Source organism: Gemmatimonadota bacterium, from assembly GCA_040388535.1.
Lineage (GTDB): Bacteria > Gemmatimonadota > Gemmatimonadetes > Gemmatimonadales > GWC2-71-9 > Palsa-1233.
Genome location: JAZKBR010000002.1, coordinates 1,145,460 through 1,172,046, shown reverse-complemented (window position 1 = coordinate 1,172,046; position 26,587 = coordinate 1,145,460). Strand labels below are relative to the sequence as shown.

Genomic DNA, 26,587 nt, shown 5'->3' with positions numbered 1-26,587 from the left:
ATATCAGTGCTCCGTGTCGCCCTGGAGGAGCTGCGCGATGTGGGGCACCAGTGAGGTCATCACTGCGAGCCCGTCGCGGACGCCGCCGAGGGAGCCGGGGAGGTTCACGATCAGGGAGGCGGCGCGGGTCCCCGCGATGGCGCGGGAGAGGGCGGCCTTTGGTGTGGTTGGAAACGCCGCGGCGCGAATCGCCTCGGGGATTCCGGGAGCGTCACGAGTAATGACGGCTCTGGTGGCCTCCGGAGTCACATCGCGGGGGCCGAAGCCGGTGCCGCCGGTAGTGAGGATGACATCGGCGATGTTGCCATCGGCCCAGGCGCAGAGCTGCGAGATGATCGCTCCGACTTCATCGGGCACGACAGCCTGCGCCGTGACCCGGAAGTCGTGCACGCCGGCCCACGCGACTATTGCCGCACCGGATTTGTCGGTCCGTTCACCGCTCGTGACCGAGTCGGAGATGATCAGCACGGCGATGCGTGGCGTCATTGTTCGGTGCCGGCCCGGTTCACAAATGGGCGGCGGGCGACTTCGCCGTGCCACGTTTGCGCGCCCGACTCGAAGAGCAGCGGCGTGCCGGGAGTGCCGGCCGAGGTGGGGAGGGCGGTCATCCCGATGATGCCGACGCGCGGCGAGCGACCGACGGAGCGGATCCGGTCGATGAGCAGGCCCGCGACCGTAACGCGGGCACCGACGGGCGGGATGTCGTCGCCCTGTACCCGGAAGCCGACGATCCGCTTCATCGCACCGGAGCGGCGACGTGACGCAAGCGCCGTCTCGCCCGGGAATGGTGCGCCCTTCATTTCGGCGACCAGCGATTCGAGGCCAGCTTCGACCGGTGTGTCGATCGAGTCGATCTCGATGCCGACGCGTGCGACACCCCACTCGAGTCGGAGGAGTTCCCACGCTTCGCGCGACACTGGATAGATGCCGGCGTGACCGAGTCCGCTCTCGAGTGAATCGCGATCGCGACGGCGGCAGAACAAGTCCACACCATCGGGACCATCAAGCGTGGCGCGGCCTGCGAAGACATCGACGCCGGCGAAGCGCGCGGTCTCGACGTCGCCTGGCTCCATCGGAATCGGATCCATCAACGATTGCAATCGCGTCGCCGACGCTGGGCCGCGCACCGTGACCAGCCCGACATCTTCGGAGATATCGCGCAAACGAACATTGCCGCGTTTGCGACTGACGATGTAATCCCACGCCGGATGACGGAACTGCGCATCGACGAGCAGCATGATCCGATCGGGAAAGCGATAGACCGTGACGCGATCGAGAATCGCGGCATCATCGCGCAGGATCAGCGCGTGGGCGAAGCGCCCCGGCGGCAGCAGCGACACATCCAATGTCGCGACACGATTGACGAACGCGTGCGCATCGACACCGGTGACCTCGAACTGCCCCAGCCCTGCCGGGGTATAGCTCCCGGCCCCGGTCACCAACGTGCGATGCTCCTCGAGCAGCGTGCTCATCCCATCACCAGCGCCAGCAGCGCTTTCTGCGCGTGCAACCGATTCTCGGCCTGATCCCACACGCGCGACCGCGGGCCTTCGAGCACACCTTCGGAGATCTCCTCGCCGCGATGCGCCGGCAGACAGTGCAGCACGATGGCATTCACCTCGGCCGCGCGCATCAGCGCCTCATCGACGATGTAGCCCTTGAACGCTTGCCGCCGCGCGAGCGATTCCTCTTCCTGCCCCATCGAGGCCCAGACATCGGTGTTCACGACATCGGCACCGGCGACCGCTTCTTCGGGATCTTCGGTGATGGTGATCTTGGTCTTGCGGCTGTTGGCGTCGAACAGCGCACGATCGGGTTCGTATCCCTCGGGACAGGCCAGCCGCAGCTCGAAGCCGAGCAGGCCGGCGGCCTCGATCCAGGAGTTTGCCATGTTGTTGCCGTCGCCGATCCAGGCGACGACGCGCCCTTCGAGCGTCCCGAACTCTTCCTTCACGGTGAGCAGGTCGGCGAGCAGCTGGCAGGGGTGGAGCAGGTCGGTGAGGCCGTTGATGATCGGGATGGTGGCGTACTGGGCCAGCTCGAAGAGTTCGGCCTGGCCGTAGGTGCGGATCATGATCCCCTGGACGAAGCGCGAGAGCACCCGGGCAGTGTCCTTGAGTGGCTCGCCCCGCCCCAGCTGAATGTCCTTGTGCGAGAGAAAAATGGGCTCGCCGCCGAGCTGGCGGGTGCCGACTTCAAAGGAGACGCGGGTCCGGGTGCTGCTCTTGGCGAAGATGAGCGCGAGCGACTTTCCCAGGAGCGGCTTCTCGCGATAGGCGCCGCTCTTCATCGCGACGGCAGTATCGAGCAGCGCGAGGCATTCGTCGCGGCTGAAGTCGGCAAAGGAGAGGAAGTCGCGCTTGGTCATTACCGGTCCGGAGGGTGGGGTCGGCCAATATGGCAGAAAGATACCTGAAAAGCGGGGAGGGAGGAGGTGTGTCACCCTGAGCGTAGCGAGGGGGCGAAGTCCGGAAAGTTGTCATCCTGAGCGAAGCACCCGAAGGGTGCGAAGTCGAGGGAGCGATACTCACCTGAAAAGCTGTCGCCCCGGGCCATCGGGCAGGCGGGCGCTCCGACACGCGACGCCTGGGGCCTCCGAAGTCGGATGGGCAGGACCGCAGAGGGAACGCACGTGACCGTCTCCGCAGGGGCTCAGTCGGGGGGAAGCCGTTCTCATCGTGCCGGAACTCGCTCGCTGCGCTCGCTCAGACAGCCGGCTCTCTTCGAACGGCCCCCCCGCACCTCGCCCCGATCCTCTCGGCGCGCGGCGGAGATTGCCATGACAGTCCGTCGCCCCGGGCCGTCGAATAACCGGGAGCTCGGACGCGCGACGCCTGGGGCCTCCGAAGTCGCGCAGTCCCCGACCTCAATGACGCGCGAGCAGTTCGCCATGACGATCCACCCGGTTCGAATGACGCGACGCCCTGTCCGCATGACGAAACACCCGGTCGTGTTAGCGCGGCACCCTGATTTGTTAGCGCGAGGCCCTGATTGTAAAACGGACGGGGTGGTCGCTCTGACGGAGCGCCCTGTCGCCGTGACGAAACGGTCGGATCGCTTGACGAAACGGTCGGTTCGCATGACGCGAGGCCCGGTCATGTTAGCGCGGCACCCTGAATTGTTAGCGCGAGGCCCGGTTCGGAAAACGGAGGGCCTGGTCGCGATGACGAAGTGGCCTGTTCGCCTGACGGACGAGGGTGGCAGCGTGACGGACGGCCCTGTTCGCGTGACGCGAGAGGGTGGCAGCGTGACGGACGGCCTGATTTCCTGACGGAGGAGGCGGTTCGCGTGACGGACGAGGGTGGCGGCGTGACGGAGGGGGTGTTTTGCCCAACGGAGCACCCTGCGCATCTGCCGGAGGGGTCGTACTATATAGCTATCTCCCTCATCGAGCCGACTGACGATGCTGCTGAACGTTTTGGCGCTGCTGACGACGATTGTGGCGGGTTCTTCGCGTGGCGGAGTGGGTGTTCCTGCGGCGGAGGGCTCTGGCCCCCTCGCTTCGCTCAGGGTGACAACCTTGGCGGGCTCTGGCCCCCTCGCTGCGCTCAGGGTGACAACCTTGGTGGGCTCTGGCCCCCTCGCTTCGCTCAGGGTGACGACCGTGGTGGGCTCTGGCCCCCTCGCTGCGCTCAGGGTGACAACTCTTGCGCACGCTGCGCTCAGGGTGACACCGCTCCCTCCCGTCGTCATCCGCGCGGCGCGGATGCTCGACGTCCGCTCGGGCCGGATCACCGACAACGCCCTGGTGGTGGTGCAGGACGGCAAGATCATCCAGGTGGGTGGCGCGGCGCCGGCCGGGGCCGAGGTGATCAATCTGGGCGATGTGACCCTGATGCCGGGGTTGATCGATGCGCATGTGCACCTCACCGACGAGATCCGCCCCGGTTTCGAGATGATCGCGGTGCGGGAGACCCTCGCCGACCAGGCGCTGCACGGCGCCTTCAATGCCCGGAAGACCCTGCTGGCCGGCTTCACCACCGTCCGCAACCTGGGAGCCCCCGGCTTCGCCGACATCTCGCTGATGCACGCGATCGAGCGCGGCGAGACCGACGGCCCGCGGATTATTCCGGCCGGCAACGCGATTGGGATCACCGGCGGTCACTGCGACATCACCGGTTTCGCGCCGGGGCTCCTCCCGCTTGGGCCCATTGATGGTGTGGCGAATGGCGCCGACCAGATGGTCGAGGCGGTTCGGCTGCAGGCGAAGTACGGCGCCAAGGTGATCAAGGTCTGCGCGACCGCAGGCGTGCTCTCGTTTGATGCCACCGTGGGCGCGCAGCAGATGAGTGATGCCGAATTGCGTGCGGTGGTCGAGGAAGCGAACCGGCACGGGCTCAAGGTCGCGGCGCACGCGCACGGCACGGCCGGGATCAAGGCCGCGATCCGCGCCGGGGTCGCGAGCATCGAGCACGGGTCGATGCTCGACGACGAGGCGATCGCGATGATGAAGGAGCGCGGAACCTACCTGGTGCCGACGCGTGCGCTCGCGGGGCTGCTCGACCGCAACGTGCTGCCGCCGCCGATCCGCGCCAAGATGGATGAGGTGATGCCGCTCGCTGATGCGTCATTCCGGAAGGCCGTCGCGGCCGGCGTGAAGATCGCGCTCGGCACCGATGCCGCGGTGATGCCGCACGGGATGAATGCCAAGGAGTTCGCGGCGATGGTCGCGGCGGGGATGAGTCCGATCGACGCGATCCGCGCCGGGACGCTGAATGGCGCCGACCTGCTTGGTACTCCTGATCGCGGCGAGATCGCCGTCGGCAAGCTCGCCGATCTCGTCGCCGTGCCGGGGAATCCGCTCAGCGATGTGACGGTGATGGAGAAGGTGAGTTTTGTGATGATTGGGGGGAGGCGGGTCAAGTAGAATGATCGCGATCTCACCGACGCGACCGGTGGTGCCGCGCTTGCGCGGCACGGGTCTCCGCGACGACTGAAATCCTGTCGCCCCGGGCCGCCGACTTGACGGGAACATCGGGCGGCGACGCCTGGGGCCTCCGAAGCCGGGGTGGGCAGGACAATCGCTTAGCGTTGAGAACTGCGTTTCGAGCATTGTCGCGTTCTCTCTGCGGTCCTGCCCATCCGACCTCGGAGGCCCCAGGCGTCGCGGCATTGAGCACCCGCCTGCCCAGTGGCCCGGGGCGACAGGGACCGCGTCACCCTGAGCGAAGCGAGGGGGCGGAGTTTGGAACCGCAGCGATGCCTTGCCCCCTCACTTCCCTTCGACAAGCTCAGGGCAGGCCGTTCAGGGCGACAACCCGCAGGGCGCCTATTTCCCCGCCACACGATAGAAGCTCTTGTTCACGATCTTCCACCCCTCCGGCAGCTTCAGCAGCGTCATGTAGTCGTTGAATTTGAACTCGCCGAGATCCATGTCGATGCGCGCGACGGCGACGGTGCCGTGGATGTCGAGCATGGCGATGGTGCGTGGCTTGCCATCGGGCGGCCGCTTCGTGCCAGCACGCATCCGCGCGACGTATTCGGTGATCGGGATGATGACCAGGCCGGTGTCGCTCATGAAGGTCATTCGGGCGCCTGGCGCGAACGCGGTGGCCATCACGTCGGCGTCGCCGGTGCCGTGCGCGGTGATGTAGGCCTCGAGGGGGATGCGCGCGGCCTTTTCCTCGGCGCTCTGGGCGAGCGTGGGTGCAGTGAGAGCGGCGGTGGCGAGGGCGGCGAGGAACAGTGAATTGATGCGGATGGACATGTAGTGCTCCGTGTTGTGGATGTATGTGGATCCCGTCACCCTGAGCGCAGCGAGGGGGCGGAGCGTGGAACCGGCGCGATGCCTTGCCCCCTCACTTCGTTCAGGGCGACAGCCTTGTTTGTCACCCTGAGCGCAGCGAGGGGGCGGAGTATGGAACCGCAGCGATGTCTTGCCCCCTCACTTCGTTCAGGGCGACGGCCTGGTTTGTCACCCTGAGCGCAGCGAGGGGGCGGAGCGTTGAACCGGCGCGATGCCTTGTCCCCTCGCTGCGCTCAGGGTGACAACCCTTTCTCGCCTCTCGCTTCTCGTCTATCCCGGCGTCCACCACCAGCTCAGCTTCACCGCGAGCAGGTTCCGCGTCGGTGCGCTCGCGAGATCGGAGAAGGCATTCCCCGCGCTGTAGAAGCCGTCGGTTCGCTGCTGGTTGCGCTCCTGCTGCCAGACGACGAAGAGCGCCGACGACGGCCGGAACTCCCAGCGCAGCACCAGGTTCGAGCGGAGTGAAGAGGTGGTGAGGTCGGGCTCGCTGAGGTCGACATCGTTGCTGCCGTCGCCGTCGAGATCGCCACGCAACCGGCCATCGGCACGGGTGACGCGCGCATCCACCGATTCGAAACGATCACGCTCATCGGTTGCGCGCGGGTTGGTGACCATCCTGAGATCGCGGTAGCTCCCCGAGGTCGTGAACGGTTCGGCCCAGAGCTGCAGCGAGAGTCGCGGCGAGAAGATCAGTGAACTGCGCATGGTGATGCCGGCCGTGCGCTGCGTCGCCTCGCCCACGAGATAGCGCGTGGCACCGGCGAGTGTGGTGGTGCCGATGTACTGCCGGTCTTCGACCTGCGTGCGACGCTGCACACCGACGCTGAGTTCGCTGCGCGGGTTTGGCCGCCAGGTGACGGTGGGGTTGAGCGCGAAGGCGTGGCGGTTGCCGGCCCAGTAGTTCCACTCCTCACCCTGGAGTGCCACGCGGAACGGCCGAGCGGGGTCGCTCTCGATGCGCCAGAAGGAGTAGATGTTGCCGGCAAAGGCGAGTGCGGGGCCGCCGCGGAGCGCGGTCGGGTCGACACCGCCAGGGCGCACGACGTATTCGCCGTAGAGGAACCAGTTGTTGCGCAGCGTCATCCGGCCCACGGCACTCACCGCCTGATTGATCCGGTCGCCATCGGTGGTGCGGTAGTCGTTGGCATTGAGCCGCAGCTCGGCGTTCTGCGCAAACGATGAACGAGTCCACCGCTTGGTGAGCGACGCATCGGTGGCCTGCCGCCCCGACCAGAAGTGGATGCCGAGATCATTGGCCTCGAAGCCCGGAGTGCGCAGGGTGCTCTGCACCTTGAAGCGCCAGTCACCGGTGCGCTTCTCGACCGCGAGCAGCGCGTTGGCGCCGCTGAGCGATGTGCGGGTCGAGTCGAAGCTCGCGGCCCCGTTATCTGCGCGCTGGAAGTAGCGCACCGGTGAGCGCTGCGTCGCCGCCATCGCGGCCTCGCTCCCTTCAACCAGCGAGCCGGTGAATCCCGCACGGAGCTGATAGCCATCGCCGCGCCCCCAGCGATGGGCGAGATCCAGCCCGGTGGTGAAGGCATCACTGCGCAGCGTGGTCGCGCTCACGGAATCGAGCGAGCGATGCACCACCGTGGCGACGGCACCGAGCACCGTGCGGCCATTGCGCAGGTCGCGCGCGAGCCGACCCACGCCGTAGAGCGTGCGCGGTTCGGTGAGGTCGGAGAAGCGGCCGCCGTCGGGAGTTGCGACGCGCGCGCGTTCTTCATCGGTCACTGCCGCGAGGCCGCCGATGGTCCAGCCACCACTCGACTTCCCCACCAGCTTCGCCGCACCGAGGATGGTGGTCTCGCGCGGGGCATCGACCCAGCCGCCGCGGCTGTCGGCCGCAACCTGCGGTGCTCGGCCGATTCGCCGCGAGTAGAGTACGCTCTCGAAACCGCTCGCTCCGGTGAGCGAGACGCGGAAGACGTCGCTCGACTCGGAGAAGAAGGGGCGGCGTTCCGGGTAGAAGAGTTCGGTGGGGCCGAGGTTCACTTCGGAGGGGTCGCCATCGATCTGGCCGTAGTCGGGATTGATCGCGGCAGTGAGCGTCATCGCGGCACCGAGGCCGAGGCGGATGTCTGCGCCGGCCGTACCGGTCCCGACGTTGGCGGACCTGAGCGGATTGCCGCGGACGGTGCCATCGAGGGTTCCCTTCCCCAGCACGTATGGAATCACCTCGACGCGACGCGGCGCGGCGATGTTGCTGATGCCGGCGAGGTCACCGAAGCGCGAGACGAACTGCGACAGGTCTTGCGGCACGATCTGCCAGAGCTGCACTTCGTTCTTGCGCGCGATGGAGCGCATCACGTTGAAGCCGAAGAGTGGCGCGGCATTGCTGCCGAAGCGCAGCTGCGAGAACGGAATTCGGAACTCGGCGCTCCAGCCGGTATTGTCGCGCGAGACTTCGACCTCCCAGGTCGCATCCCACGAGGGGTCAAAGTTGAAGTCGTCGTAGACATACTGATCGATCTTGACGCCGGCAGGATTTACCGAAAAGGCGAAGGCGGTGCGGCGGTCGTGCCAGGAGTCGATGTAGAGCGTGATCCGATCGCTGGCGCTCGGCTCATCGCGACGAGTGAGGGGCGCGAGGATCTTGTCGGGCTCGCGATCAAAGGCGCGCACGCCGACGTAGAGCGCATCGGGGCCGTAGAGGACGCGGGCCTCGGTTCGTTCGGTGCCCGGCTGATTCCAGTCGGGAGTGCGCTGCACGAAGCCGGTGATCGGGGTGGCTTGGGCCCACGCCGCGTCATCAAGTCGGCCATCGAGGCGCGGGAGTGGCCGGGCGGGGGCGGCGCGCGCGGTATCGAAGGCGGCGCTCACGATCACGACTGCTGCGGTTAGCCACATTCGCACGATTCCCGGGTAGCGGACAGCGACCGTACCGGGCGGCAGTGTGGGGAGTTGCGGGCGATGGGGCGAGTGGCGGCACGACGGGATGAATCCCGGGTTTTCGCGATCAGAACTCCGGGCCGAGGCGGCCCTTGAGGCGATCGCGGTAGGAGCGGGAGAGCGGGAGCTTGCGGCCGTCGAGGAGCTTCACGGTGTAGTCGCCGTGGAGGTCGGGCTCGAGTTCGGCGATGCGATCGAGGTTGATGATCGCCGAGCGATGAATGCGGGCGAACTGCGCCGGATCGAGCTGGCTCTCGACTCGCGCCATCGTCTCGCGCAGCAGGTGCGAGCTCCCCTTGCTGTGGAGGCGGACGTAGTTGCCCGAGGCCTCCACGTAATCGACTTCGGCCGCGACCACGATCCGGATCTTGCCACCACTGCGGACCGCGATGCGCGTGAGGTAGCGCGAGCCGGTGCGCAGCTCTTCCACCAGTGCGGTGAGTCGCTGATCGGTGGCGCCGCCGAGTCGGGCGAGGGCCTGACGAGCGCGCTCGACGCATTGGGCAAAGCGATCGCGATCGAACGGCTTGAGCAGATAGTCGAGCGCGTGGACTTCGAAGGCGCGGAGGGCGTAGTCGTCGTACGCGGTGGTGAAGACCACCACGGGTGGCGGCACCTCGAGCGCCGCGAGGACGGCGAAGCCATCGCGTTCGGGCATCTGGACATCGAGGAAGACGACATCAGGCGCGTGCAGCACGATCTGGCGCACGGCCTCGTCGCCGTCGCCGGCTTCACCCACAATCACGATATCGGCTTCGCGTTCGAGCAGCTCGCGGATGCGGGCACGGGCGTGGGGTTCGTCGTCGATGATGAGCGCGCGGAGTGCAGTCACGCCTCGCTCCCGGTGCTGTTCCACGGCAACGAGACGCGGGCGACGGTGCCGCCACCTTCGGCGGGGCCGATCGAGAAGGCGCTCTTTCCTTCGCCGTAGAGTTCCTGCAGGCGCATTCGCGTGTTGCGCAGGCCTACGCCGCAACCGCTGGTGTCGTGGCCATTGCAGCCGTCGGGCCCGATGCCGACGCCGTCATCATGCACCTCGAGTTCGAGGCGGTCGCCGTTGCGGCGTGCGGTCACGCGCACAGTGCCTTTCGCGGCGCGCGGCTCGATGCCGTGGCGAATGGCGTTCTCGACGAGTGGCTGCAGAATCAGCGACGGCACCAGGGCATCGAGGGCATCAGCCGGTACATCGACCTCGACCGAGAGGCGATCGGCGAAGCGGGTCTGCTGGATCTCGGCGTAGCGTTCGAGGAAGGTGAGTTCTCGGCGCAACGGCACTTCGGTTTCGCCGTCGTCCTGCAATGTCTCGCGCAGCAGGTCGCCGAGGCGTGAGGTCACCCGTTCGGCGCCATCGGGGTCGCTATGCACCAGGGCGGCGATGGTGTTGAGCGTGTTGAACAGAAAGTGCGGATGGAGCTGACCGCGGAGCGCCTGCAGCCTGCTCTGCGCGAGATCGGCGCGGAGCTGCGCGGCGCGGCGTTCGCGATCGCGGGCCTGGCTGTAGAGATCGCCGAGGTGCTGGACGAGGGCCATCCCCGAGAAGACGACGGCGGTGAATGCTGCCTTCTTGAGGAGGAACATCAGGATGTGGCGCGGGAAGGCCATGGCGCCGGTGAAGTCGCCGAACAGAAAGGTGCGTTCGAGCAGCACATAGCCCAGTTGCACCGCGCAATGAAAAACGAGCCAGGTGATGAAGAGCCGTGGCAGGGATTTCGGCAGCGAGGCGCGATCGAGTGGCGTGGTGCGCAGCACCGCAAAGACCAGCGGTGAGGCGAGGCCATAGAGCAGAAACTCGGCGCCCATCCACCAGAAGATCTGATCGGGCCTCACGGGGGAGCCTTTCACGGCGTAGAGGCCGATCCCTGACACCGTGAAGACGGCGGCGAGTCCGATCCAGATCGCGGCGCCCAGCTGGGGCGAGATCAGGCGTGGTCGCGGGGCGGCGGTCATCGGGGAAAAGTAGGGCAGGACGCGGCGGGGAGGGTGTGGGGGTGGGATGAGTGCCGTGGGGGTGGGGTGAGGGCCGGGAGAGGGGAGAGCAGTCACCCTGAGCGCAGCGAGGGGGCGGAGCGCAGATCAAAGGTTGTCACCCTGAGCGAAGCGAGGGGGCGGAGCGCTGATCAAAGGTTGTCACCCTGAGCGAAGCGAGGGGGCGGAGTCTGGAGCCGTACCGATGCCTTGCCCCCTCGCTGCGCTCAGGGCGACAGACCCGGCGGCACCACCGCCGCCCTCCTCTCGTAGGAGATCCCCATGCCCTTCCGCCGCTTCCTTCGCGCCGCCTCCAGCATCGCCTTCACCTGGGGCGTGAGCTGGGGAATCCTCGGCACCGCCATGGCGTTCTACACGCTGCTGAAGTTCTTCCTCGAGAATGACACCCTCGGCAAATTCGGCCCCGTATTCATTCTGGGCCAGGGCGTCGTCGCCGCGACCGTGGGCACGATGGCCGGTTACCTCTTCACATTGGTGTTTGCGCGCAACGGCAGCGAGAAACGTTCGCGCAAGCTGGTGAAGATCCTGGGGTCGGTCGCGGCGGTCGCGTTCGTGCCGTTGTTCGGTGGAATACGATTGCTACTCGGCGCACCGCTCGAACTTGAGACGTTGCTGTGGGCGGCAGTGTGGTTCATCGGACTCGGGGCCGATTCGAGCGTGGCGGCGATCGGGTTGGTGCGGCGGGGGGAGGTGTTGGGGCTATCGGCCTGACAGGGGTGCGTGTGTCCTCCTCATTGCTCGCACTCGTAGGTCAGTACTACCCTCGAACGCGCCCTGGTCACGCCGAGGTGGCGACGAAGAATTGACGTCGTCTCTGTGGATGGCGTGCACTTCGGCGTCATGTTTGTCCAGAACAGCCTCACCGTGGTCCACTCCTCCTTCCCTTCCCAGGTTGCCACCTTCATTCCTGTACACGGCCCGGACTCGGTGCACCCGCTACCGGCGACACCGAGGGCGCCGCGGCCGGCCAATGCCGTACCAATCGCGATAAGGTCGGCATCCTCCATTCCGGCGACTCGTCGCAGTGAGGCGCTGTCGATCACGACTTTCGCGTAGCGCAGGGTGTCCAGGTCGTGCCGGTAGACCTCCACGAAAATGGCACCCCTTTCGGAGAGTCGTGAGGGAGGGTCCGCGGGGCGCGCGCCCGAAGTCGGGGCCATAGTGCGAGCGCAGGCGAGCAGGAATGCAGTACCGAGCGCGGAAAGCACGGAGTTGCGCATTGCTACCGCGCCCCTAACAGAATCGCGATGACGGTAATTGGTATCGCCACTCCCGCCCCGCCGAGAAACGTGAGCACCAACTTCTCACCGAGGGTGTGGGGACTTCCCTCGTGTGGACTGAAGGCGATGGCGCCGACCAGCGCAACACCGATGGCGTAGGCGATGATGACAGGACGCGCGGTCGCCTTTCCCGATCCGTGCGCGACGGCGAATTCCCTGGTCAACGCGACGGGCGGACGGCGTGGTGCGACGAGGCCGACGGGTGCGGGGCGTTGGGCCTGCAGTGGCGTAACCGTCGCCGCCCCGACAAGCACAAGCGCCAACAGCAGTCCGAAACGGCTCATCGTCATTCTCCTTGCTTCGCTCGCGTGGACGGCCGCGGACCGCGCGGCAGGCAGGCGCCGTCGATCCCTCCGACGACTCGCTCGAGAACGAGGCGATCAGTGAAGAAATAATGCGCGACCCCGTGGCCCCGTGTGCTCGAGTTGGAGGAGCGATAAGGCGGCTTGCCTCGGCGCTACTCCTTGTGAAAGAGCGACCCGATGAACGCACCAGGGATCATGCCGAACAGGAAGCCCATGATCGTCACCTGAAGTTTTCGCCCGACGGAGGTGTCTACCTCCAACTCATGTAGGAAAAGCGGGATCGCGAGCAGGCTCCCCCCGATCATTGCTCCAGTGAACCAGTACGACTGCCGAGATTCAGAGCGGACGACAGGAAGTGCGGCCGCTTCAGTGTGCCGTGCCGACATCCCGGCCCGCACCTGGGATGCGCGCTGCGCCTCTACCCGCTCTGCGGAGAGCAATGCGACAACCACACACAGTACGACCGCTCTGGCAAGTGTTCTGCCTGCATTTCTCACCACGTCACCACCCCCGCAACAATCAACGTATTCGATCTGGTATCCAGCGGACCCTGCATCTGGACCAGACGCGTCTCCAGGGCGAGTTCGTGGGTCGCGACTCCTCGCCGCAAACCGACGACTGCGTCGATGCCGAGGACGCTGCCACTGTCCCGGTCATCCGGCAGACCGGGGCTCTGCGTCCGCGAAGTGACGCCATAGCCACCGATGCCAAAGTTGCTGTACAACGACCAGACTCCCCGCACCATAGCGAAGCCGAAGGAGAGCCGACCACCCGTCATTCCGATGTGATTCCGGGTCGCCGCCGAACGCGAGTTGCGACCGATGTGCACCACGGCCGCACTCAGCTCCCATGGAGAGGCACCGACGCGGCGCCGGACGCCGGCGGCGAGGTAGGCACCGAACGGCGAGCCAGGTGCATCATCTCCCAGGAGGTCGGCGCCAGCCGCGACTTCAAGACGCAGGGGCGCTTGCGCGGCAGCGACGCTCGGGGCGAGGACGAGGAGGAGTGCAGCGAGACTGGAACGCGGAGAGTTCAATCGGCGCTCAGGAAGGGGGTGCCTGTGGCCTGCCCGAGGAAGCTAGCCCCTCGGCTAACTTTGTTCTAGCGGTACGCGCCACCTGGCGCTTCCTGATTTAACCGGGCGACCACTCATTGGTGAAGCATGCGAAAGATGCCGCCAGCCTGCCTGACAATCGCTTTTGCCGCGCTTGCCGCATACGTCGGGCAAGCATCCGCCCAGGCGAATGGTCCATCCCTTGTTCCTGGCTCAGGGTACGCCCTTCGCATTCCCCCGGCTCTCTTCGCGCCCTTCCCCGTGCGAGCGAGCGATGGGGAACAGTTTTCCACCGCGTTTCTCCAACTCGCCCCCGATGGCAGTGCCATTGTGAATGGGAGCAAGCGCTGGATGGGCACCGGCTATGTCCTGAGCGAACCGGCGACCGTTGAGTCCGCGGTCAAGGATCCGGCACGCGGAACGATATCGATTCGGTTCAAGACGGAGCACCATGGCCGCATTCAACTAGTTGCTCCTGCGGCGGAGGCCAGCCGCGTGCTTCGCCTTGTGCTCTCGCCTGCAGCGGATACGACGAAGGTTCTCGAGGAGAACCACCAGGCCATCTCGAATCGGATATTCGGAGAGACATCGAACCTGGTCTCTGCAGAGGATCGTATGCAGCTGGTGAAGCTGCTTCAGCCAGTGATCCACTTCGATAGCGTCGCCATCGTGAACGGCAGCGGCACAGAATACCTGCTGCTCCTGGACAGAGAGTCGACCTACACCTGTGCCGTCCGCGACGAGCGAGCCCGCTGGTCGGAGCTCATCGACGAAGTTGTCCCTGCTCGAATTGACAGGCTTCGGCGGTCGCACTTGGCGCTTCAGCAGCGGGGCCTCGGACTCGCCGTCAGGGTCACGCTGAAGAGCCCTCGTGGAACTGCGGGATCGGACGCTTCGTGTATCCAGCCTCAGTTCAGTGAGACCGGCACGGTATTCATCCGTCCAGTCGCGATTACCGCATACTTCAACGGGAGTGTGTCACGCGACGCACTCGCCAGGAGCGCTTCGGTTCTGGCCGGAGATACCTGGATCGAGGCCAGGCAGCCGATCGGCGGTCCGTAGCGACGACCTCTCACCCCCCGCTCACCTTCAGCACCACGACGCTCGGCACATCATCTTCGTCGACCGAGCTGGCCCAGAGCATGTCGCGCGCGACAGTGCGGATGGTCACGTTCGCCGGCACGTCGAGGACGCCGATGACGTGGCCATCCTTCGGGTCGATCGTCGCCCACCGGTGCCCAGGCGACTCGCCGAAGAGTTCGAGCCAGATGCTGCCATCGCGGCCCAGAATGGCTCGGCGGACAGGTGGATAGGTAGCGAGGCGTTCGACGCGCTTCCTCGCATCACGGTAGGCCTTGGGGGGTGGACCGAGGCGCGGATCGAAAAGCCGCCCGGCCTCCTCGGCCTTCCAGGCGGAGTCGCTGATCCGTTGCGGGACATAGGCGATGTCTCGATGCAGCAGCGTCTCGCCTCGCGTGGAGAGGACGAGCAGGTTGAACGTACCTGTCTTCCCGGTCTCGTTGCGCTGCCTCACGAACAGGATCCGCGCACCATCGGGGGAGAACGCCTTGGTTGGTGCGGCGCAGAAGGGTGCGGCGATCGCACCGCTCACTGCCCCCGCCTGCCAGCTCTGCACGCACGTGGCGGGTGTCCGCAGGACGGGGATCCGGGCGAGCACTCCCTTCAACTCGCCCCGAGCGGAGACACGCACCACATTTTCCGAATCAGATGGAGTGGTGGTCGAGGGCGCCGCTCGCCGAGCTGGGAGCCTGATGCCGGGGAGCGGTACGAAACTGCCGTCGGAAAAGATCGCGCCGGGAGCAATGCCACCGAGCGCGTCCGGGAGATTTTGTGGATTGGGTCCGGGGAGGTAGAGCGACGGGGGCCAGGTCCAGGTGCGAACCAGCTCACCACGTGGTGTGAGCAGTGTGGTGCGATGGAGTCGAGCATCGAGAATCCACAGCGTGTCGCCGACCCAGCCACTCGCACCGACCACGCGAAACTCGCCGGGGCCTTCGCCACCTTTTCCGAAGGAGCCGATCGGGCGCCCTTCGGCGGTGAAGAGGAGGACCTTGAAATCCTGCATCTGCCACACGGCCATGGTGCCGTCGCGCGCGACGGCGATCTGACTGATCGGGACGAAGGAATGTTGTGTGCCGTCGAGGCGGAGGGATTCGGTGTAGTGGAGCGGCGGGCCGGCGAGTTGGGCAGGCAATCGCATCACGCCGAAGGCAATGCAGCAGAGCGCCGTGAGATGGTGTGTGCGCGGTATCGGCGGGAAGTGCATTCGGCGCTCAGGAAGGGGGTGCCTGTGGCCTGCTGATTGAAGCTAACGTGGATACGAACCAGCCGCCCTCCTGGCGGGGGGGGCGGCTGGTTCGTGCGTTTACTCGATTGTCCTGCCCATTCGACTTCGGAGGCCCCGCGAGCTGTCACCCTGAACGAAGTGAGGGGGCGGAGCAACGTTTCCGCACTTGGCTCCGCCCCCTCGCTTCGCTCAGGGTGACAGCCCTTCCCAACTCAGGATGACAGCCTTTTAGGAGAACTCCGCCCCCTCGCTTCGCTCAGGGTGACAGCCACCAGGCTTAGTGCTTCACCCCGAAATCGGCGATGTGCAGATCGAGGTTGTGATTCAGCCGCATCCCGACCAGGCCATCGGTGCTTGCGCCATCGAGCTCCGACTTCTTCAGCGACTTCACTTCCTTGTCGTTGACCATGAAGCTCACGACATCGCCCGAGACCTTGATCGAGAGCTTGTTGGTCGCGGAGCCGTCGGTCGGCGAGTCCTTGTTGATCGCGTCGGAGGCGGTGTAGGCGACGACCGACTTCGGCTTGCCATCAGAGGTGCGATGGTTGATCAGGAAGGTGCCGTCGACCGGCTTCACGATGAAGTAGAGATAGTTCTGCGTGGCGGTCTGGAGGTCCTTGCCGCCGATGAAGAGGCCGTACGCTTCGTGCTGCGAGCTCTTCCGCTGCCCGAAGGTGGCGCTGACGGTGTAGTTGCCCTTGGAGGCGTCGGCTTCCTTGTAGTAGATGCCGGCCGGACCAGAGGTGTGATGGAAGCCCGGGCCCATCACGCGGAAATTCACGTCGGCCACCGTCGGCGTCGGACGACCCGGGTACGCGGGGTCGAAGCGAACCATCCAGCCGGCCGGAAGACCGGTTCCCTTCACGGCCGTCGTCGGGTCGTGATCCTGTGCGCCGAGCGGCGACACCGCGGCAAAGGCGATGGCAGCCATCAGGGCAATGCGCGAGACGTTCATGGTGACTCCTCGAAGTGGAAAAGAAAACAGGTCATGTTGCGTCCATCAGGTCGTGCTGACATACCCGCATCCGGCCTGCTGCGCCGCAACCACAGCAAACAAGCCGGTCGGTTGCAGGATCACGCCGGGAATGAGGAACTGCTTTGCCGCGGCCGTCGCTTCGTCGCGCGTGGAGTTGTCGGCCCGGCGGAACTTCGCCACAACCATCGAGAAGGCGCGATTGCAGCCGAGCACCACGCCACCACTCGCGAGGAACGATGCGAAGTTCGCGGTGCCGATCGGATTGGTGGTGTAGTAGGCGCCGCTGTCGCGCCCCTGCCCCATCTTGAGTTCCTCGCCAATCTTGAACCGCTCCCAGTAGGCGTCGTTCATCACCAGCGGAATCGCCATATGCCGGAAGACCATCACCAGTGAGGCCTCTTCGGCCTTGATGCCGTAGACTGCCATCGCGTCGGAGCGCCAGCCGGTCGCGCGAGAAAAGGCCATCTCTTCGCCGACCTGCGGGATGTCGAAGACTGCGCGTATCTTGCCGTTGACGCGGTCGGTCCAGGACATGTCCCAGTCGGTGCTCACGGGGGTGAGCTTCTGTTCCGGCGGGGCCGAGGCCGAGAGCGGGGCAAAGGCGCCACCGGTGGCCGCGAGCGCGCTGCCGGCCACCAGTTTGCCCAGGAAATCGCGTCGTGCGTGAGACATCAGGAGATCCGGAAATCGAGTGTTGGCAATATACGACTAGCGTTGGGCTTTGGTTCCGGGGGTGTCACCCTGAACGAAGTGAGGGGGCAAGGCATCGCGTCGGCTCCACACTCCGCCCCCTCGCTGCGCTCAGGGTGACAATCCTCGGGTGAGCTTCGCCCTCTCACTTCGCTCAGGGTGACAATCCTCGGGTGAGCTTCGCCCCCTCGCTTCGCTCAGGGTGACAACTCCCCCATCGCCCATCGCCCATCGCCCATCGTTACAAGATATAGCGCCTCAAATCGTCATCCTGGACGACTCTCGCCAGCCGCTCCTTGACCGCCGCCGCGTCGAGCGTGAGCTCCTTGGTCTTGCCATCGGGCAAGTCAAAGAGAATATCCTCGAGCAGCGTACTCATCACCGTGTGCAGCCGCCGGGCGCCAATATTTTCCATCCGGTCGTTCGCGATCCACGCCGTCCTGGCAATCTCGGCGACCGCATCTGCTCCGAAAACAAGCTTGCACCCCTCGGCCGCGACCAGCGCCTCGTACTGCTTGGTGAGCGCATTCTCGGGCTCGGTCAGGATCCTGACAAAGTCACCCTCGGTCAGCGGCTCGAGTTCCACCCGGATCGGGAAACGACCCTGCAATTCCGGAATCAGGTCGCTCGGCTTGCTGACATGAAATGCGCCCGCCGCGACGAAGAGAATGTGATCCGTGCGCACGTGACCATAACGCGTCTGCACCGTGGAGCCTTCGACGATCGGCAACAGGTCGCGCTGCACGCCCTCGCGTGAGACATCCGGGCCGGTGGTGCTCTTCTCGCCGGCGATCTTGTCGATCTCGTCGATGAAGATGATGCCGTGGTTCTCGACCCGGTCGAGCGCCTCGTTCACGGTCTCGTCCATATCGACGAGCTTGCGCAGCTCCTCGTCTTCGAGCAGCCGCCGCGCATCGGGCACCTTCACCGTGCGACGCTTCGGCTTCTTCGGCAGCATGTCCATCAGCCAGTCGGTGAAGGAACTCTCGGGTGAGTCCATTCCCTCAGGCGCACGCATCGCATCGGTGTTGGGATAATTCTGCGGCGTGACCTCGACCTCGACCTCGCGCTCGTCGAGCTTCCCTTCGGCGAGCATCACCTTGAGCTTCTCGCGCGACGCCGCCTGACGCTTCTTGAGCGCTTCATCTTCCGGATCGCCATCGGCAGCCGGGAGGAGCAGGTCGAGCAGTCGCTCGATGGTGCGCTCTTCGGCCTGCGGCCAGACTTCATCCTCGCGCTCGAGCCGGACCAGCGAGATCGCAGCGTCGACGAGGTCGCGCACCATCGACTCGACATCGCGACCGACGTAACCGACCTCGGTGAACTTCGATGCCTCGACCTTGATGAACGGCGCGCCCGCGAGACGCGCGAGCCGCCGGGCGATTTCGGTCTTGCCGACACCGGTCGGGCCGATCAGGATGATGTTGCTCGGCGTGATCTCGTCGCGAATTCCTTCGGGTGCCTGACCGCGGCGCCAGCGATTGCGGATCGCGATGGCAATCGCCTTCTTCGCGGCCGCCTGCCCTACGATGTAGCGATCAAGCTCGCTGACGATCTGGCGCGGCGGGAGCTCCTCGAGCCAGGGGCGCGGGGCGTTCGGATCGGTGGCATCGGGCGCAGCAACAGGCGTGGTCAAGCGGGCAACTCCAGCACGGTCAGGTGACGATTGGTGTAGACGCAGATGTCGGCAGCGATCTCGAGCGAACGCTGGACGATCTCCTTGGCACTGAGGCGCTCATCGGGCAGCAACGCGCGCGCGGCAGCGAGTGCGAAGGTGCCGCCGGAGCCAATGCCCAGCACGCCATCATCGGGCTCGATCAGCTCGCCGGTGCCGCTGAGCAGGAAGACGTGATCGATGTCGGCGACGATCAGCAGCGCCTCGAGCCGGCGCAGGTAGCGATCGCCACGCCAGTCCTTCGCGAGTTCGGTCGCGGCCCGCGTGAGGTTGCCGGGGTAGCGATCGAACTTTTCCTCAAAGCGCTCGAAGAGTGTCAGCGCATCGGCAACCGACCCGGCGAAGCCGGCGAGGATGCGACCGCCCTTGAGCGCGCGCACCTTGGTCGCCTGCGACTTCATGATGGTGTCGCCGATGCTGACCTGGCCGTCGCCGCCGAGGGCGACGCGGCCGTTCTTGCGGACGGCGAGGATGGTGGTGCCGTGGAATTCAACGCTCATTGCGATCCTGCCTCGTTCGATGGTGGTGCCGCGCTTGCGCGGCACCGGTGCTCGCGAAACGGGGAGCCAGAGCTTCGATTATTCGGAGAGACCGGTGCCGCGCAAGCGCGGCACCACCGGTCTCGGCCCGGGCATCACGATGAATCGGTTACTTCGCCCTCGGATGCGCATCCCGATACACCTGCTTCAGCCGCTCGACACTCGTATGCGTGTAGATCTGCGTCGTGCTCAACGATGCATGCCCCAACAGCTCCTGCACCGCCCGCAAATCTGCTCCGGCATCGAGCAGGTGCGTCGCGAAGGTGTGGCGCATCGAGTGGGTGCGCATCTCCTTGGCGCCAATGGCATCGTAGAGCTTGTGCATCCGTCGCTGGACGGTGACCGCACTGAGCCGCTTGCCGCGACGGCCAATGAAGACCGCCCGCCGCTCGGCCCCCGGCAGCCCCGCCAGCGGCTCCCTCGCCTGAAGGTACTTCCGGAGCGCAATCGACGCCCGGGTCCCCACCGGGACGATCCGCTCCTTCCGCCCCTTCCCCAGCACCTTCACCTGGTCACTCAGCAGATCGAGGTTGCCGACGTCGAGCATCCGCAATTCCGAGAGACGGAGCCCCGACGAATAGAAGAGCTCCAGCATCGCGAGGTCGCGCATCGCATCGACCTCTCCCGTCTCGGCGAGCCCCTCGGCGACCTTGAAAAGCGCCGTGACCTGCTCGGTGAGGAGGTAGGTCGGCAGACGCTTTTCGAGTCGCGGCAACCGCGCCGCGCGGATTGCCGGGATATCGACGTCGTGATGCACGTGCAGCCACTTGTAGAACGACCGCACCGCCGACAACGTCCGCGCCGCGCTCCGCTTCGCCAGCCCGCGCCGATCCATCTCGGCGAGGAAGCCGCGCAGCGCGAGTCGGTCGACGGTGGTGAAGCTCCAGGTGGCGCCACCGTGCCGCCGGTCGAGAAAGTCGGCGAAGGCGTCGAGGTCGCGGCGATAGGCCGAGATGGTGTGGGGCGAGTTGTCGCGCGCCTTCTCGAGGTGGGTGAGGAATTCGGTGATCCGCTCGCGCGTCACACCGTTGCTCGCCACGCCGCGAAATCGCGCCGTGCGCGCTCCACCAGCAACGCCTTCTTCTGATCCTTCTTGACGCGCCCCTCGAGCGGCTCCACCAGGCCGAAGTTCGCATTCATCGGCTGGAAGTGCTTCGGGTCGGCCTCGCGCAAGTAGCGCAACAGCGCGCCGAGCATCGTGGTCGGCGGTGGCGCCACCACTGCTTCGCCATTCATCACTCGCGCGAGGTTGATTCCCGCGAGGAGGCCGGTGCCGAGCGACTCGGTGTACCCCTCCACACCAGTCAGCTGCCCCGCGAAGAAGAGCGGCGCGCCATCGCGTGCCTGCAACGATGGCCCCAGCGATCCGGGCGAGTTGATGTACGAGTTGCGATGGATGGAGCCGTAGCGCAGGAACTCGGCGTTGGCCAATCCCGGAATGCTCCGCAGCACGCGAATCTGTTCGGGAATGCGCAAGCGGGTCTGGAAGCCGACGAGGTTCCACATCTGCGCGGCCTTGTCTTCGCGGCGGAGCTGCACGGCCGCGTAGGGCTCGAGGTTCGTCACCGGGTGATGCAGGCCGATCGGCTTCATCGGGCCGAAGCGCAGCGTCTCGCGGCCACGCTTCGCCATCTCCTCCACCGGCAGGCACCCTTCGAAGTACGGCACCGCATCGAACTCGTGGCCGTGGAACTGATCGGCCGCAGTGAGGGCGTCGATGAAGGCCTCGTACTGCTCCTTGTCCATCGGCGCGTTGAGATAGTCATCGCCGTCGCCCTTGCCCCAGCGCGACTTGGCGTAGAGCACGTCCATGTCGAGCGATTCGGCACTCATGATCGGCGCGATGGCATCGTAGAAGGCGAGGGCGCCGGTGCCGAGGCGCTCGGCGATCGCAGCGGCGAGCGCGTCGCTCGTCAGCGGGCCGGTGGCGACGATGCCCGGCGATGGCAGCGCGACCGACTCTTCACGCGCGATGGTGATCAGCGGATGCGACTGGATCTTCTCGTTGACGAGCGTGGAGAAGACTTCGCGATCGACGGCGAGCGCCGCACCACCCGGCACGCGGGCGAGATCGGCGATCGGCAGCAGGATGGAGCCCAAGTCACGCAGCTCGGCCTTGAGCAGCCCGTGCGCGTTCTCGAGTTCGACTGACTTGAAGGAGTTGCTGCAGACGAGTTCGCCGATCCGGTCGGTCTGGTGCGCCTGGGTCTTCACAACCGGGCGCATCTCGACCAGCGTGACGCTGATGCCGCGCTCGGCGAGCGCCCAGGCGGCTTCGGATCCTGCGAGTCCGCCGCCAACCACCGTGGCGTGGCGGGTGGTGCCGCTCACGATGTGACGGAGCGCCGCTTGCCCGCTGCGCCCCGCTTCGCCTTGGGCGCCTTCCCCTTGTCGGCGAGCAGTGCGACGGCCGACTCGAGCGGGAAGGTCATCGGATCAGTTCCCTTAGGGACCGAGGCGTTGAGCTCGCCGTGCTTCACGTACGGACCATACTTGCCATCGAAGAGCTGCACCGGCTTGCCATCGGACGGATGCGCGCCGATCTCGCGCAGCGGCGTGGCATTCGCGCCGCGCCCGCGACGTGCGGCCTTCGGCTCCGCGAGCAATGCCACCGCGCGATCGAGTTGCACGGTGAGCACATCATCACCGGCCTTGAGCGAGCGGAACTCGACTTCACCCTTGCCGAGATCGTGCAGGATGTACGGACCGAAGCGACCGAGGCCGGCCTTCACCGGGCGCTTGCTCTCGGGATGCTCACCGAGGAGGCGCGGCAACGAGAGCAGGCCGATCGCCATCTCGAGTGTCACCGCATCGGGCTTCACACCCTTGGGGAGAGACGAGCGCTTCGGCTTGACCTTGCTTCCCTCTTCCTGCTGACCGAGCTGCACGTACGGGCCGTATTGGCCATCGAGCACGTAGATCGCTTCGCCACTCTCCGGATGGGTGCCGACCGACGCGGGCCCTTCGGCGCGCTGACGGAGCAATGCTTCGACGCGCTCCGGATCGAGATCGGCGGGCGTGGCATCCTTCGGGAGCGAGGCGCGTAGCGGCTCATCACCTTCGCGCTCGACATACGGCCCGAAGCGACCGATGCGCACGGTGGCGCCGAGGCCGTCGATGGCGACCTGACGCGCCTCGTTCGGCTTGATGTCGCGCTCGCCATTGGCGGTCTGCTGCTGGAGGCCTTCCTCACCAAGGTAGAACTCCTTGAGGTAGGCGAGCATATCGCGCTGCCCTTCGGAGATCTCGTCGAGGCGGTCTTCCATTCCCTTGGTGAACTCCACGTCGACCAGGTGGCCGAAGTGGCGAATCAGCAGGTCGGTGACCGCGAAGGCCGTGAACGTGGGGACCAGAGCCTGGCCCTGGCGCACGACATAGCCGCGATCGACGATGGTGCCGATGATGGACGCGTACGTTGACGGACGACCGACGCCGTTCTCTTCGAGCGCCTTCACCAGCGACGCTTCGGTGAAGCGCGCGGGCGGCTTGGTCTCGTGGCCAACCGGTTCGAGCGCGGAACACTTCGGCGTGTCGCCACTCTTCAGCGGCGGCAGCGGTGTGTCGCGATCTTCGAGCGCCGCTTCCGGGTCGTCGGAGCCTTCGACGTAGGCGCGAAGGAAGCCGGCGAAATCGGTGCGCAAGCCGCTGGCACGGAAGGTCGCGTTCATCACCGCGATTTCGGCGGTGGTCGAGGTCTTCTTCGCGTCCTTCATCTGCGACGCGACGGTGCGCTTCCAGATCAGGTCGTAGAGGGCGAGTTCGTTGCCCTCGAGGTCGGTCTCTTCTGGCGTACGGAAGTGCGAGCCCGCGGGACGAATCGCCTCGTGTGCTTCCTGCGCGTTGGCGACCTTGTTGGCGTAGCGACGCGGCGAGTCCGGGAGATACTCGGCGCCGTAGAGCCGGCCGACGAGTTCACGCGACGCGGTGATCGCCTGATCGGAGAGCGACACCGAGTCGGTACGCATGTAGGTGATGTAGCCGCGCTCGTAGAGCTTCTGCGCCGTCTGCATCGTCTGCTTCGCGCTGTAGCGGAGCTTGCGGTTGGCTTCCTGCTGCAGCGTCGAGGTCGTGAACGGCGCGTAGGGCCGCATGGTGCGCGGCGACTCTTCGACGCTGGTGATCTTCCACGGCGCGCCCTGCAGGGTATCGACCAGCTTGCGCGCGGTGGTCTCGTCGAGCAGTAGCACGTCCTTGTCGGCGGCGACCTTGCCGGTGTTCTCGTCGAAGTCCTTGCCGGTCGCGAGGCGCTTGCCGTCGAGGGCGACCATCCCCGCTTCGAACTCGGCCCCTGCGTGCGCGAGGGTCGCCGAGAGATCCCAGTAGGAACCGGTGCGGAACGCCATCCGCTCGCGCTCGCGATCGACCACGAGGCGCGTCGCCACACTCTGCACTCGGCCAGCACTCAACCCGAAGGCGACCTTCTTCCAGAGCAGCGGCGAGAGCGTGTAGCCCACGAGGCGATCAAGGATGCGTCGCGCTTCCTGCGCGCGCACCATGTCGTTGTCGACATCGCGCGTGTGCAGCAGCGCCTCGCGAATCGCTTCCTTGGTGATTTCGTGGAAGACCATCCGCTTGACGGTGACCTTCGGCTGCAGCACTTCGAGCAGATGCCAGGAGATGCTCTCACCCTCGCGGTCTTCGTCGGTCGCGAGGTAGAGGGTGTCGACGCCCTTGAGCAGTTCCTTCAGTTCCTTCACGACCGACTTCTTGTCGCTCGGCACGATGTAGAGCGGCGCGAAGTCGTTGGCAACATCGACGCCGAAGCGGGCCCACTCCTCGCCCTTGTACTTCGCCGGAATTTCCTTGGCGTCGCCGGGGAGGTCGCGGATGTGGCCCATCGAGGCTGCCACGGTGAAGCCGTCGGGGAGGAAGGCGCGGATGGTGCGCGCCTTGGTGGGCGACTCCACGATGACCAGCGACGTGCCGAGGCCCCCGCCCTGCGACGTTGCCGACGCTCGGGTGCGGGGGGACTTGGACGCCGCGGCCTTCTTCTTCGTGGTAGTCGCCATCACGCTCTCATATATAGGAGGGGCTGCGCCCTCGTCTGCGGCGAATAAGGTAGCGCGAGCCCCACTTTGGGAAGGGGGCGAAAAACCCCGCCGCGGCACCGCCGCACTGCTCAGGAAAACGGAAGTCGTTTCCGGGTAACGCTTTACCAGCCGCCGTAGTGCTTCGCGGCAGCGGCCACCGCGACGGCGGCGCGCTCCGGCGAAAGGGAGCCGACCGCGATTTCGACCCCGGCGAGCCGGTAATACTTCTCCCGGGCCGCGAGGAGCTCCGTCAGCCGCGCCTCGAGAGGAGCATCGGAGAGGAGCGGGCGATCGGTAGAGCCGGCGAGCCGGGCTGCGGCCACCTCGGCCGGCAGCGACAGATAGACGATCAGCGCCCGGGTCTCAACCGACTCGAGGTTCCCCGGTTCCGCCGCCCAGCCGCCCCCGGCCGCGATGATCTGCGTTGTCTCAAGCGCCAGGTCCATCGCCGCCCGTTCGAGCGCCCGGAAATGCGGCTCTCCCTGGTCGGCGAAGATCTCCTTCACGCTCTTCCCGGCCGTGGTGACGATCGAGGAGTCGAGATCGTGCCACCCGGCGCCCAGAATCGTCGCCGCGCGTTCGGCCACGGTGGTCTTCCCCGCGCCGGGCAAGCCGATCAGGACAATCGGTCGCGGGCCGCTCAGCCTTCCTCCGCCGCCGGCTCTGCGTCGGCCTGGATCACTGCCCAGCGCTGCCCCGCCGCCGCGAGATAGCTGTCGCGATTGCGCCGTGTCTCGGCGAGTGAATCGCCGCCGAACTTTTCCATCATCGCCTCGGCCAGCACGAGCGCCACCAACGCTTCCGCAATCACACCCATCGCCGGCACCGCGGTGACATCGGAACGTTCGCTCTGCGCATTCGCTTCCGCACCGGTCGCAAGATTCACGGTCTTGAGCGGCGACATCAGCGTCGCGATCGGCTTCATCGCGACGCGGACGACGAGGGGCTCGCCGGTGGTCATGCCACCTTCCAGACCTCCAGCATTGTTGCCAACACGACGGAACCCGGCGCGCGGGTCGTGTAGGGGCGCGGCTTGCTGCGCCCCTGCGCCGTCGCTCCCCGTCACAATAGGATCGTGCACGGCGGACCCCGGCCTGCGCGCGGCTTCGAAGCCCATCCCGATCTCGACGCCCTTCACGGCGGGGATCGACATCAGCATTCCGGCGAGGCGACCATCGAGTTTGCGATCCCAGCTCACGTGACTGCCGAGCCCGACGGGAATGCCACGCGCGATGACTTCCATCTCGCCACCGAGTGTGTCGCCATCCTTCTTCGCCTGGTCGATGCGGGTGATCATCGCTGCTTCGGCGGCGGGGTCGAGCGTGCGCACGGCCGAGGCGTCGCTGGCGTCATTGAGTGGCGTCGGCAAGACGGCAGGGAGCTGCGCACGAATGCCGCCGAGCGACACGAGGTGCGAGCCGATCTCGATCCCCATTTCGGCGAGGAAGCGCCGTGCCACGGCGCCGGCCGCGACGCGCGCCGCGGTTTCACGAGCAGAAGCGCGTTCGAGGATGTCGCGCGCATCGAGGCGATCGTATTTGAGCACGCCCACCAGATCCGCGTGACCGGGGCGCGGGCGTGTCACGCGACGACGGCGCAGCTCACCGGCGCCTTCGGCCGCCATCACATCTTCCCAGTTGGCCCAGTCGCGATTGTGAATCAGCATCGCGATGGGAGAGCCGAGTGTTTCGCCAGCGCGCACACCGGCGAGCCACTCAATGCGATCCTGTTCGATCTTCATCCGGGCGCCGCGGCCGTAGCCCTGCATCCGTCGGCCGAGATCCTTGTCGATCGCTTCGGCGCCGATGGGGATACCGGCAGGGAGACCCTCGACGATGACGACGAGGCCTTTGCCGTGTGATTCGCCGGCTGTGGTGAAACGGAACGGCATTGCGTTCTCCTCGCGCGCTCGCGGCTGAAGCCGCGGCTCGGCTGCCGCGGCTGAAGCCGCACAAATATTTCCGCGGCTTTAGCCGCCTGATTGCCGAGCCGTGGCTTTAGCCACGAGCTCGGGATCGCGATGCTACCATCCCAATATGTACGCCCGCCCATAAAATGCGAGGCGCCCGACTTTCGTCGGGCGCCCGCATCGTTGTGCCGAGCCGC

The 26,587-nt window shown here is 66.2% G+C and carries 22 protein-coding genes and 1 pseudogene; 3 read left to right on the top strand and 20 right to left on the bottom strand.

Annotated elements, in window-relative coordinates; translation table 11 throughout:
- Positions 1 to 3: 3 nt before the first annotated feature.
- Genes V4558_08785 through argF form a run of 3 tightly spaced genes read right to left on the bottom strand, consistent with a single transcriptional unit; the run spans position 4 to position 2,368 of the window.
- Positions 4 to 486 carry a MogA/MoaB family molybdenum cofactor biosynthesis protein gene (locus V4558_08785; protein ID MES2305590.1) on the bottom strand — a complete coding sequence of 161 codons (483 nt, stop codon included), beginning with the start codon at positions 484 to 486 and terminating at the stop codon, positions 4 to 6.
- Positions 483 to 1,472, bottom strand: a complete 990-nt coding sequence (locus V4558_08780) for a hypothetical protein (GenBank protein ID MES2305589.1) — start codon at positions 1,470 to 1,472, stop codon at positions 483 to 485. The genes V4558_08785 and V4558_08780 overlap by 4 nt, the downstream gene beginning before the upstream one ends.
- Positions 1,469 to 2,368: an ornithine carbamoyltransferase gene (gene argF / locus V4558_08775; protein MES2305588.1), complete on the bottom strand. Its 900-nt coding sequence runs from the start codon at positions 2,366 to 2,368 to the stop codon at positions 1,469 to 1,471. Before argF ends, V4558_08780 begins: the two co-directional genes overlap by 4 nt.
- Positions 2,369 to 3,637: 1,269 nt before the next feature.
- Here argF and V4558_08770 point away from each other — a divergent pair.
- Entirely contained in the window at positions 3,638 to 4,867 is a 1,230-nt protein-coding gene (locus V4558_08770; protein ID MES2305587.1) for an amidohydrolase family protein, read from the top strand.
- 402 nt (positions 4,868 to 5,269) lie between these two features.
- On the opposite strand, the gene V4558_08765 is transcribed toward V4558_08770, so the two are convergent.
- The 4 genes from V4558_08765 to V4558_08750 form a co-directional block, all read right to left on the bottom strand.
- Complete coding sequence (locus V4558_08765) at positions 5,270 to 5,707, bottom strand: nuclear transport factor 2 family protein (protein ID MES2305586.1); 438 nt, start codon at positions 5,705 to 5,707, stop codon at positions 5,270 to 5,272.
- Between the two features lie 309 nt (positions 5,708 to 6,016).
- Entirely contained in the window at positions 6,017 to 8,596 is a 2,580-nt protein-coding gene (locus V4558_08760) for a DUF5916 domain-containing protein (GenBank protein ID MES2305585.1), read from the bottom strand.
- 109 nt (positions 8,597 to 8,705) lie between these two features.
- Positions 8,706 to 9,470: a LytTR family DNA-binding domain-containing protein gene (locus tag V4558_08755; GenBank protein MES2305584.1), complete on the bottom strand. Its 765-nt coding sequence runs from the start codon at positions 9,468 to 9,470 to the stop codon at positions 8,706 to 8,708.
- Complete coding sequence (locus V4558_08750; GenBank protein MES2305583.1) at positions 9,467 to 10,585, bottom strand: histidine kinase; 1,119 nt, start codon at positions 10,583 to 10,585, stop codon at positions 9,467 to 9,469. The genes V4558_08755 and V4558_08750 overlap by 4 nt, the downstream gene beginning before the upstream one ends.
- A 300-nt stretch (positions 10,586 to 10,885) precedes the next feature.
- On the opposite strand from V4558_08750, the gene V4558_08745 reads away from it, so the two are divergent.
- On the top strand, positions 10,886 to 11,335 hold the full coding sequence (locus V4558_08745) for a hypothetical protein (GenBank protein ID MES2305582.1): 450 nt from the start codon (positions 10,886 to 10,888) through the stop codon (positions 11,333 to 11,335).
- A 20-nt stretch (positions 11,336 to 11,355) separates the two neighbouring features.
- Here the strand turns inward: V4558_08745 and V4558_08740 are convergent, their stop codons facing one another.
- The 3 genes from V4558_08740 to V4558_08730 form a co-directional block, all read right to left on the bottom strand.
- Complete coding sequence (locus tag V4558_08740) at positions 11,356 to 11,715, bottom strand: hypothetical protein (GenBank protein ID MES2305581.1); 360 nt, start codon at positions 11,713 to 11,715, stop codon at positions 11,356 to 11,358.
- 131 nt (positions 11,716 to 11,846) lie between these two features.
- Positions 11,847 to 12,188 carry a hypothetical protein gene (locus tag V4558_08735; GenBank protein MES2305580.1) on the bottom strand — a complete coding sequence of 114 codons (342 nt, stop codon included), beginning with the start codon at positions 12,186 to 12,188 and terminating at the stop codon, positions 11,847 to 11,849.
- 514 nt (positions 12,189 to 12,702) lie between these two features.
- Positions 12,703 to 13,245, bottom strand: coding sequence for a hypothetical protein (locus tag V4558_08730; GenBank protein ID MES2305579.1), 543 nt, complete (start codon positions 13,243 to 13,245; stop codon positions 12,703 to 12,705).
- A gap of 513 nt (positions 13,246 to 13,758) precedes the next feature.
- Between V4558_08730 and V4558_08725 the strand changes: the two genes are divergently transcribed.
- A complete protein-coding gene (locus tag V4558_08725; GenBank protein MES2305578.1) occupies positions 13,759 to 14,325 on the top strand; it encodes a hypothetical protein in 567 nt (188 codons plus the stop codon).
- A gap of 10 nt (positions 14,326 to 14,335) precedes the next feature.
- Here V4558_08725 and V4558_08720 read toward each other — a convergent pair whose 3' ends face one another.
- From V4558_08720 to aroC, 10 genes and pseudogenes are all read right to left on the bottom strand, one after another.
- Entirely contained in the window at positions 14,336 to 15,550 is a 1,215-nt protein-coding gene (locus V4558_08720) for a hypothetical protein (GenBank protein MES2305577.1), read from the bottom strand.
- 298 nt (positions 15,551 to 15,848) lie between these two features.
- Positions 15,849 to 16,526 (bottom strand): hypothetical protein, encoded by a 678-nt coding sequence (locus tag V4558_08715; protein ID MES2305576.1) that lies wholly within the window; start codon positions 16,524 to 16,526, stop codon positions 15,849 to 15,851.
- Between the two features lie 45 nt (positions 16,527 to 16,571).
- Positions 16,572 to 17,219, bottom strand: coding sequence for a hypothetical protein (locus V4558_08710; GenBank protein MES2305575.1), 648 nt, complete (start codon positions 17,217 to 17,219; stop codon positions 16,572 to 16,574).
- Positions 17,220 to 17,478: 259 nt separating this feature from the next.
- On the bottom strand, positions 17,479 to 18,873 hold the full coding sequence (gene hslU, locus V4558_08705; protein MES2305574.1) for an ATP-dependent protease ATPase subunit HslU: 1,395 nt from the start codon (positions 18,871 to 18,873) through the stop codon (positions 17,479 to 17,481).
- Positions 18,870 to 19,412, bottom strand: coding sequence for an ATP-dependent protease subunit HslV (gene hslV / locus V4558_08700; protein ID MES2305573.1), 543 nt, complete (start codon positions 19,410 to 19,412; stop codon positions 18,870 to 18,872). The genes hslU and hslV overlap by 4 nt, the downstream gene beginning before the upstream one ends.
- 148 nt (positions 19,413 to 19,560) lie before the next feature.
- A complete protein-coding gene (locus tag V4558_08695; GenBank protein MES2305572.1) occupies positions 19,561 to 20,490 on the bottom strand; it encodes a tyrosine recombinase XerC in 930 nt (309 codons plus the stop codon).
- Positions 20,472 to 21,782: a methylenetetrahydrofolate--tRNA-(uracil(54)-C(5))-methyltransferase (FADH(2)-oxidizing) TrmFO gene (trmFO, locus tag V4558_08690; protein MES2305571.1), complete on the bottom strand. Its 1,311-nt coding sequence runs from the start codon at positions 21,780 to 21,782 to the stop codon at positions 20,472 to 20,474. The genes V4558_08695 and trmFO overlap by 19 nt, the downstream gene beginning before the upstream one ends.
- Before the next feature lie 7 nt (positions 21,783 to 21,789).
- A pseudogene (gene topA / locus V4558_08685) lies at positions 21,790 to 24,367 on the bottom strand (type I DNA topoisomerase).
- A 236-nt stretch (positions 24,368 to 24,603) separates the two neighbouring features.
- Entirely contained in the window at positions 24,604 to 25,092 is a 489-nt protein-coding gene (locus V4558_08680) for a shikimate kinase (GenBank protein MES2305570.1), read from the bottom strand.
- 29 nt (positions 25,093 to 25,121) lie between these two features.
- A complete protein-coding gene (gene aroC / locus V4558_08675) occupies positions 25,122 to 26,372 on the bottom strand; it encodes a chorismate synthase (protein ID MES2305569.1) in 1,251 nt (416 codons plus the stop codon).
- Positions 26,373 to 26,587: the final 215 nt, after the last annotated feature.

Excerpts from the sequence above, each read along its gene's own strand:
- V4558_08745 (MES2305582.1), top strand. The coding sequence starts at position 10,886 with ATGCCCTTCCGCCGCTTCCTTCGCGCCGCCTCCAGCATCGCCTTCACC.
- V4558_08715 (MES2305576.1), bottom strand. The coding sequence starts at position 16,526 with ATGAACGTCTCGCGCATTGCCCTGATGGCTGCCATCGCCTTTGCCGCG.
- V4558_08710 (MES2305575.1), bottom strand. The coding sequence starts at position 17,219 with ATGTCTCACGCACGACGCGATTTCCTGGGCAAACTGGTGGCCGGCAGC.
- argF (MES2305588.1), bottom strand. The coding sequence starts at position 2,368 with ATGACCAAGCGCGACTTCCTCTCCTTTGCCGACTTCAGCCGCGACGAA.
- V4558_08785 (MES2305590.1), bottom strand. The coding sequence starts at position 486 with ATGACGCCACGCATCGCCGTGCTGATCATCTCCGACTCGGTCACGAGC.
- hslV (MES2305573.1), bottom strand. The coding sequence starts at position 19,412 with ATGAGCGTTGAATTCCACGGCACCACCATCCTCGCCGTCCGCAAGAAC.
- V4558_08760 (MES2305585.1), bottom strand. The coding sequence starts at position 8,596 with ATGTGGCTAACCGCAGCAGTCGTGATCGTGAGCGCCGCCTTCGATACC.
- aroC (MES2305569.1), bottom strand. The coding sequence starts at position 26,372 with ATGCCGTTCCGTTTCACCACAGCCGGCGAATCACACGGCAAAGGCCTC.
- V4558_08750 (MES2305583.1), bottom strand. The coding sequence starts at position 10,585 with ATGACCGCCGCCCCGCGACCACGCCTGATCTCGCCCCAGCTGGGCGCC.
- V4558_08765 (MES2305586.1), bottom strand. The coding sequence starts at position 5,707 with ATGTCCATCCGCATCAATTCACTGTTCCTCGCCGCCCTCGCCACCGCC.
- V4558_08780 (MES2305589.1), bottom strand. The coding sequence starts at position 1,472 with ATGAGCACGCTGCTCGAGGAGCATCGCACGTTGGTGACCGGGGCCGGG.
- V4558_08720 (MES2305577.1), bottom strand. The coding sequence starts at position 15,550 with ATGCACTTCCCGCCGATACCGCGCACACACCATCTCACGGCGCTCTGC.
- V4558_08735 (MES2305580.1), bottom strand. The coding sequence starts at position 12,188 with ATGAGCCGTTTCGGACTGCTGTTGGCGCTTGTGCTTGTCGGGGCGGCG.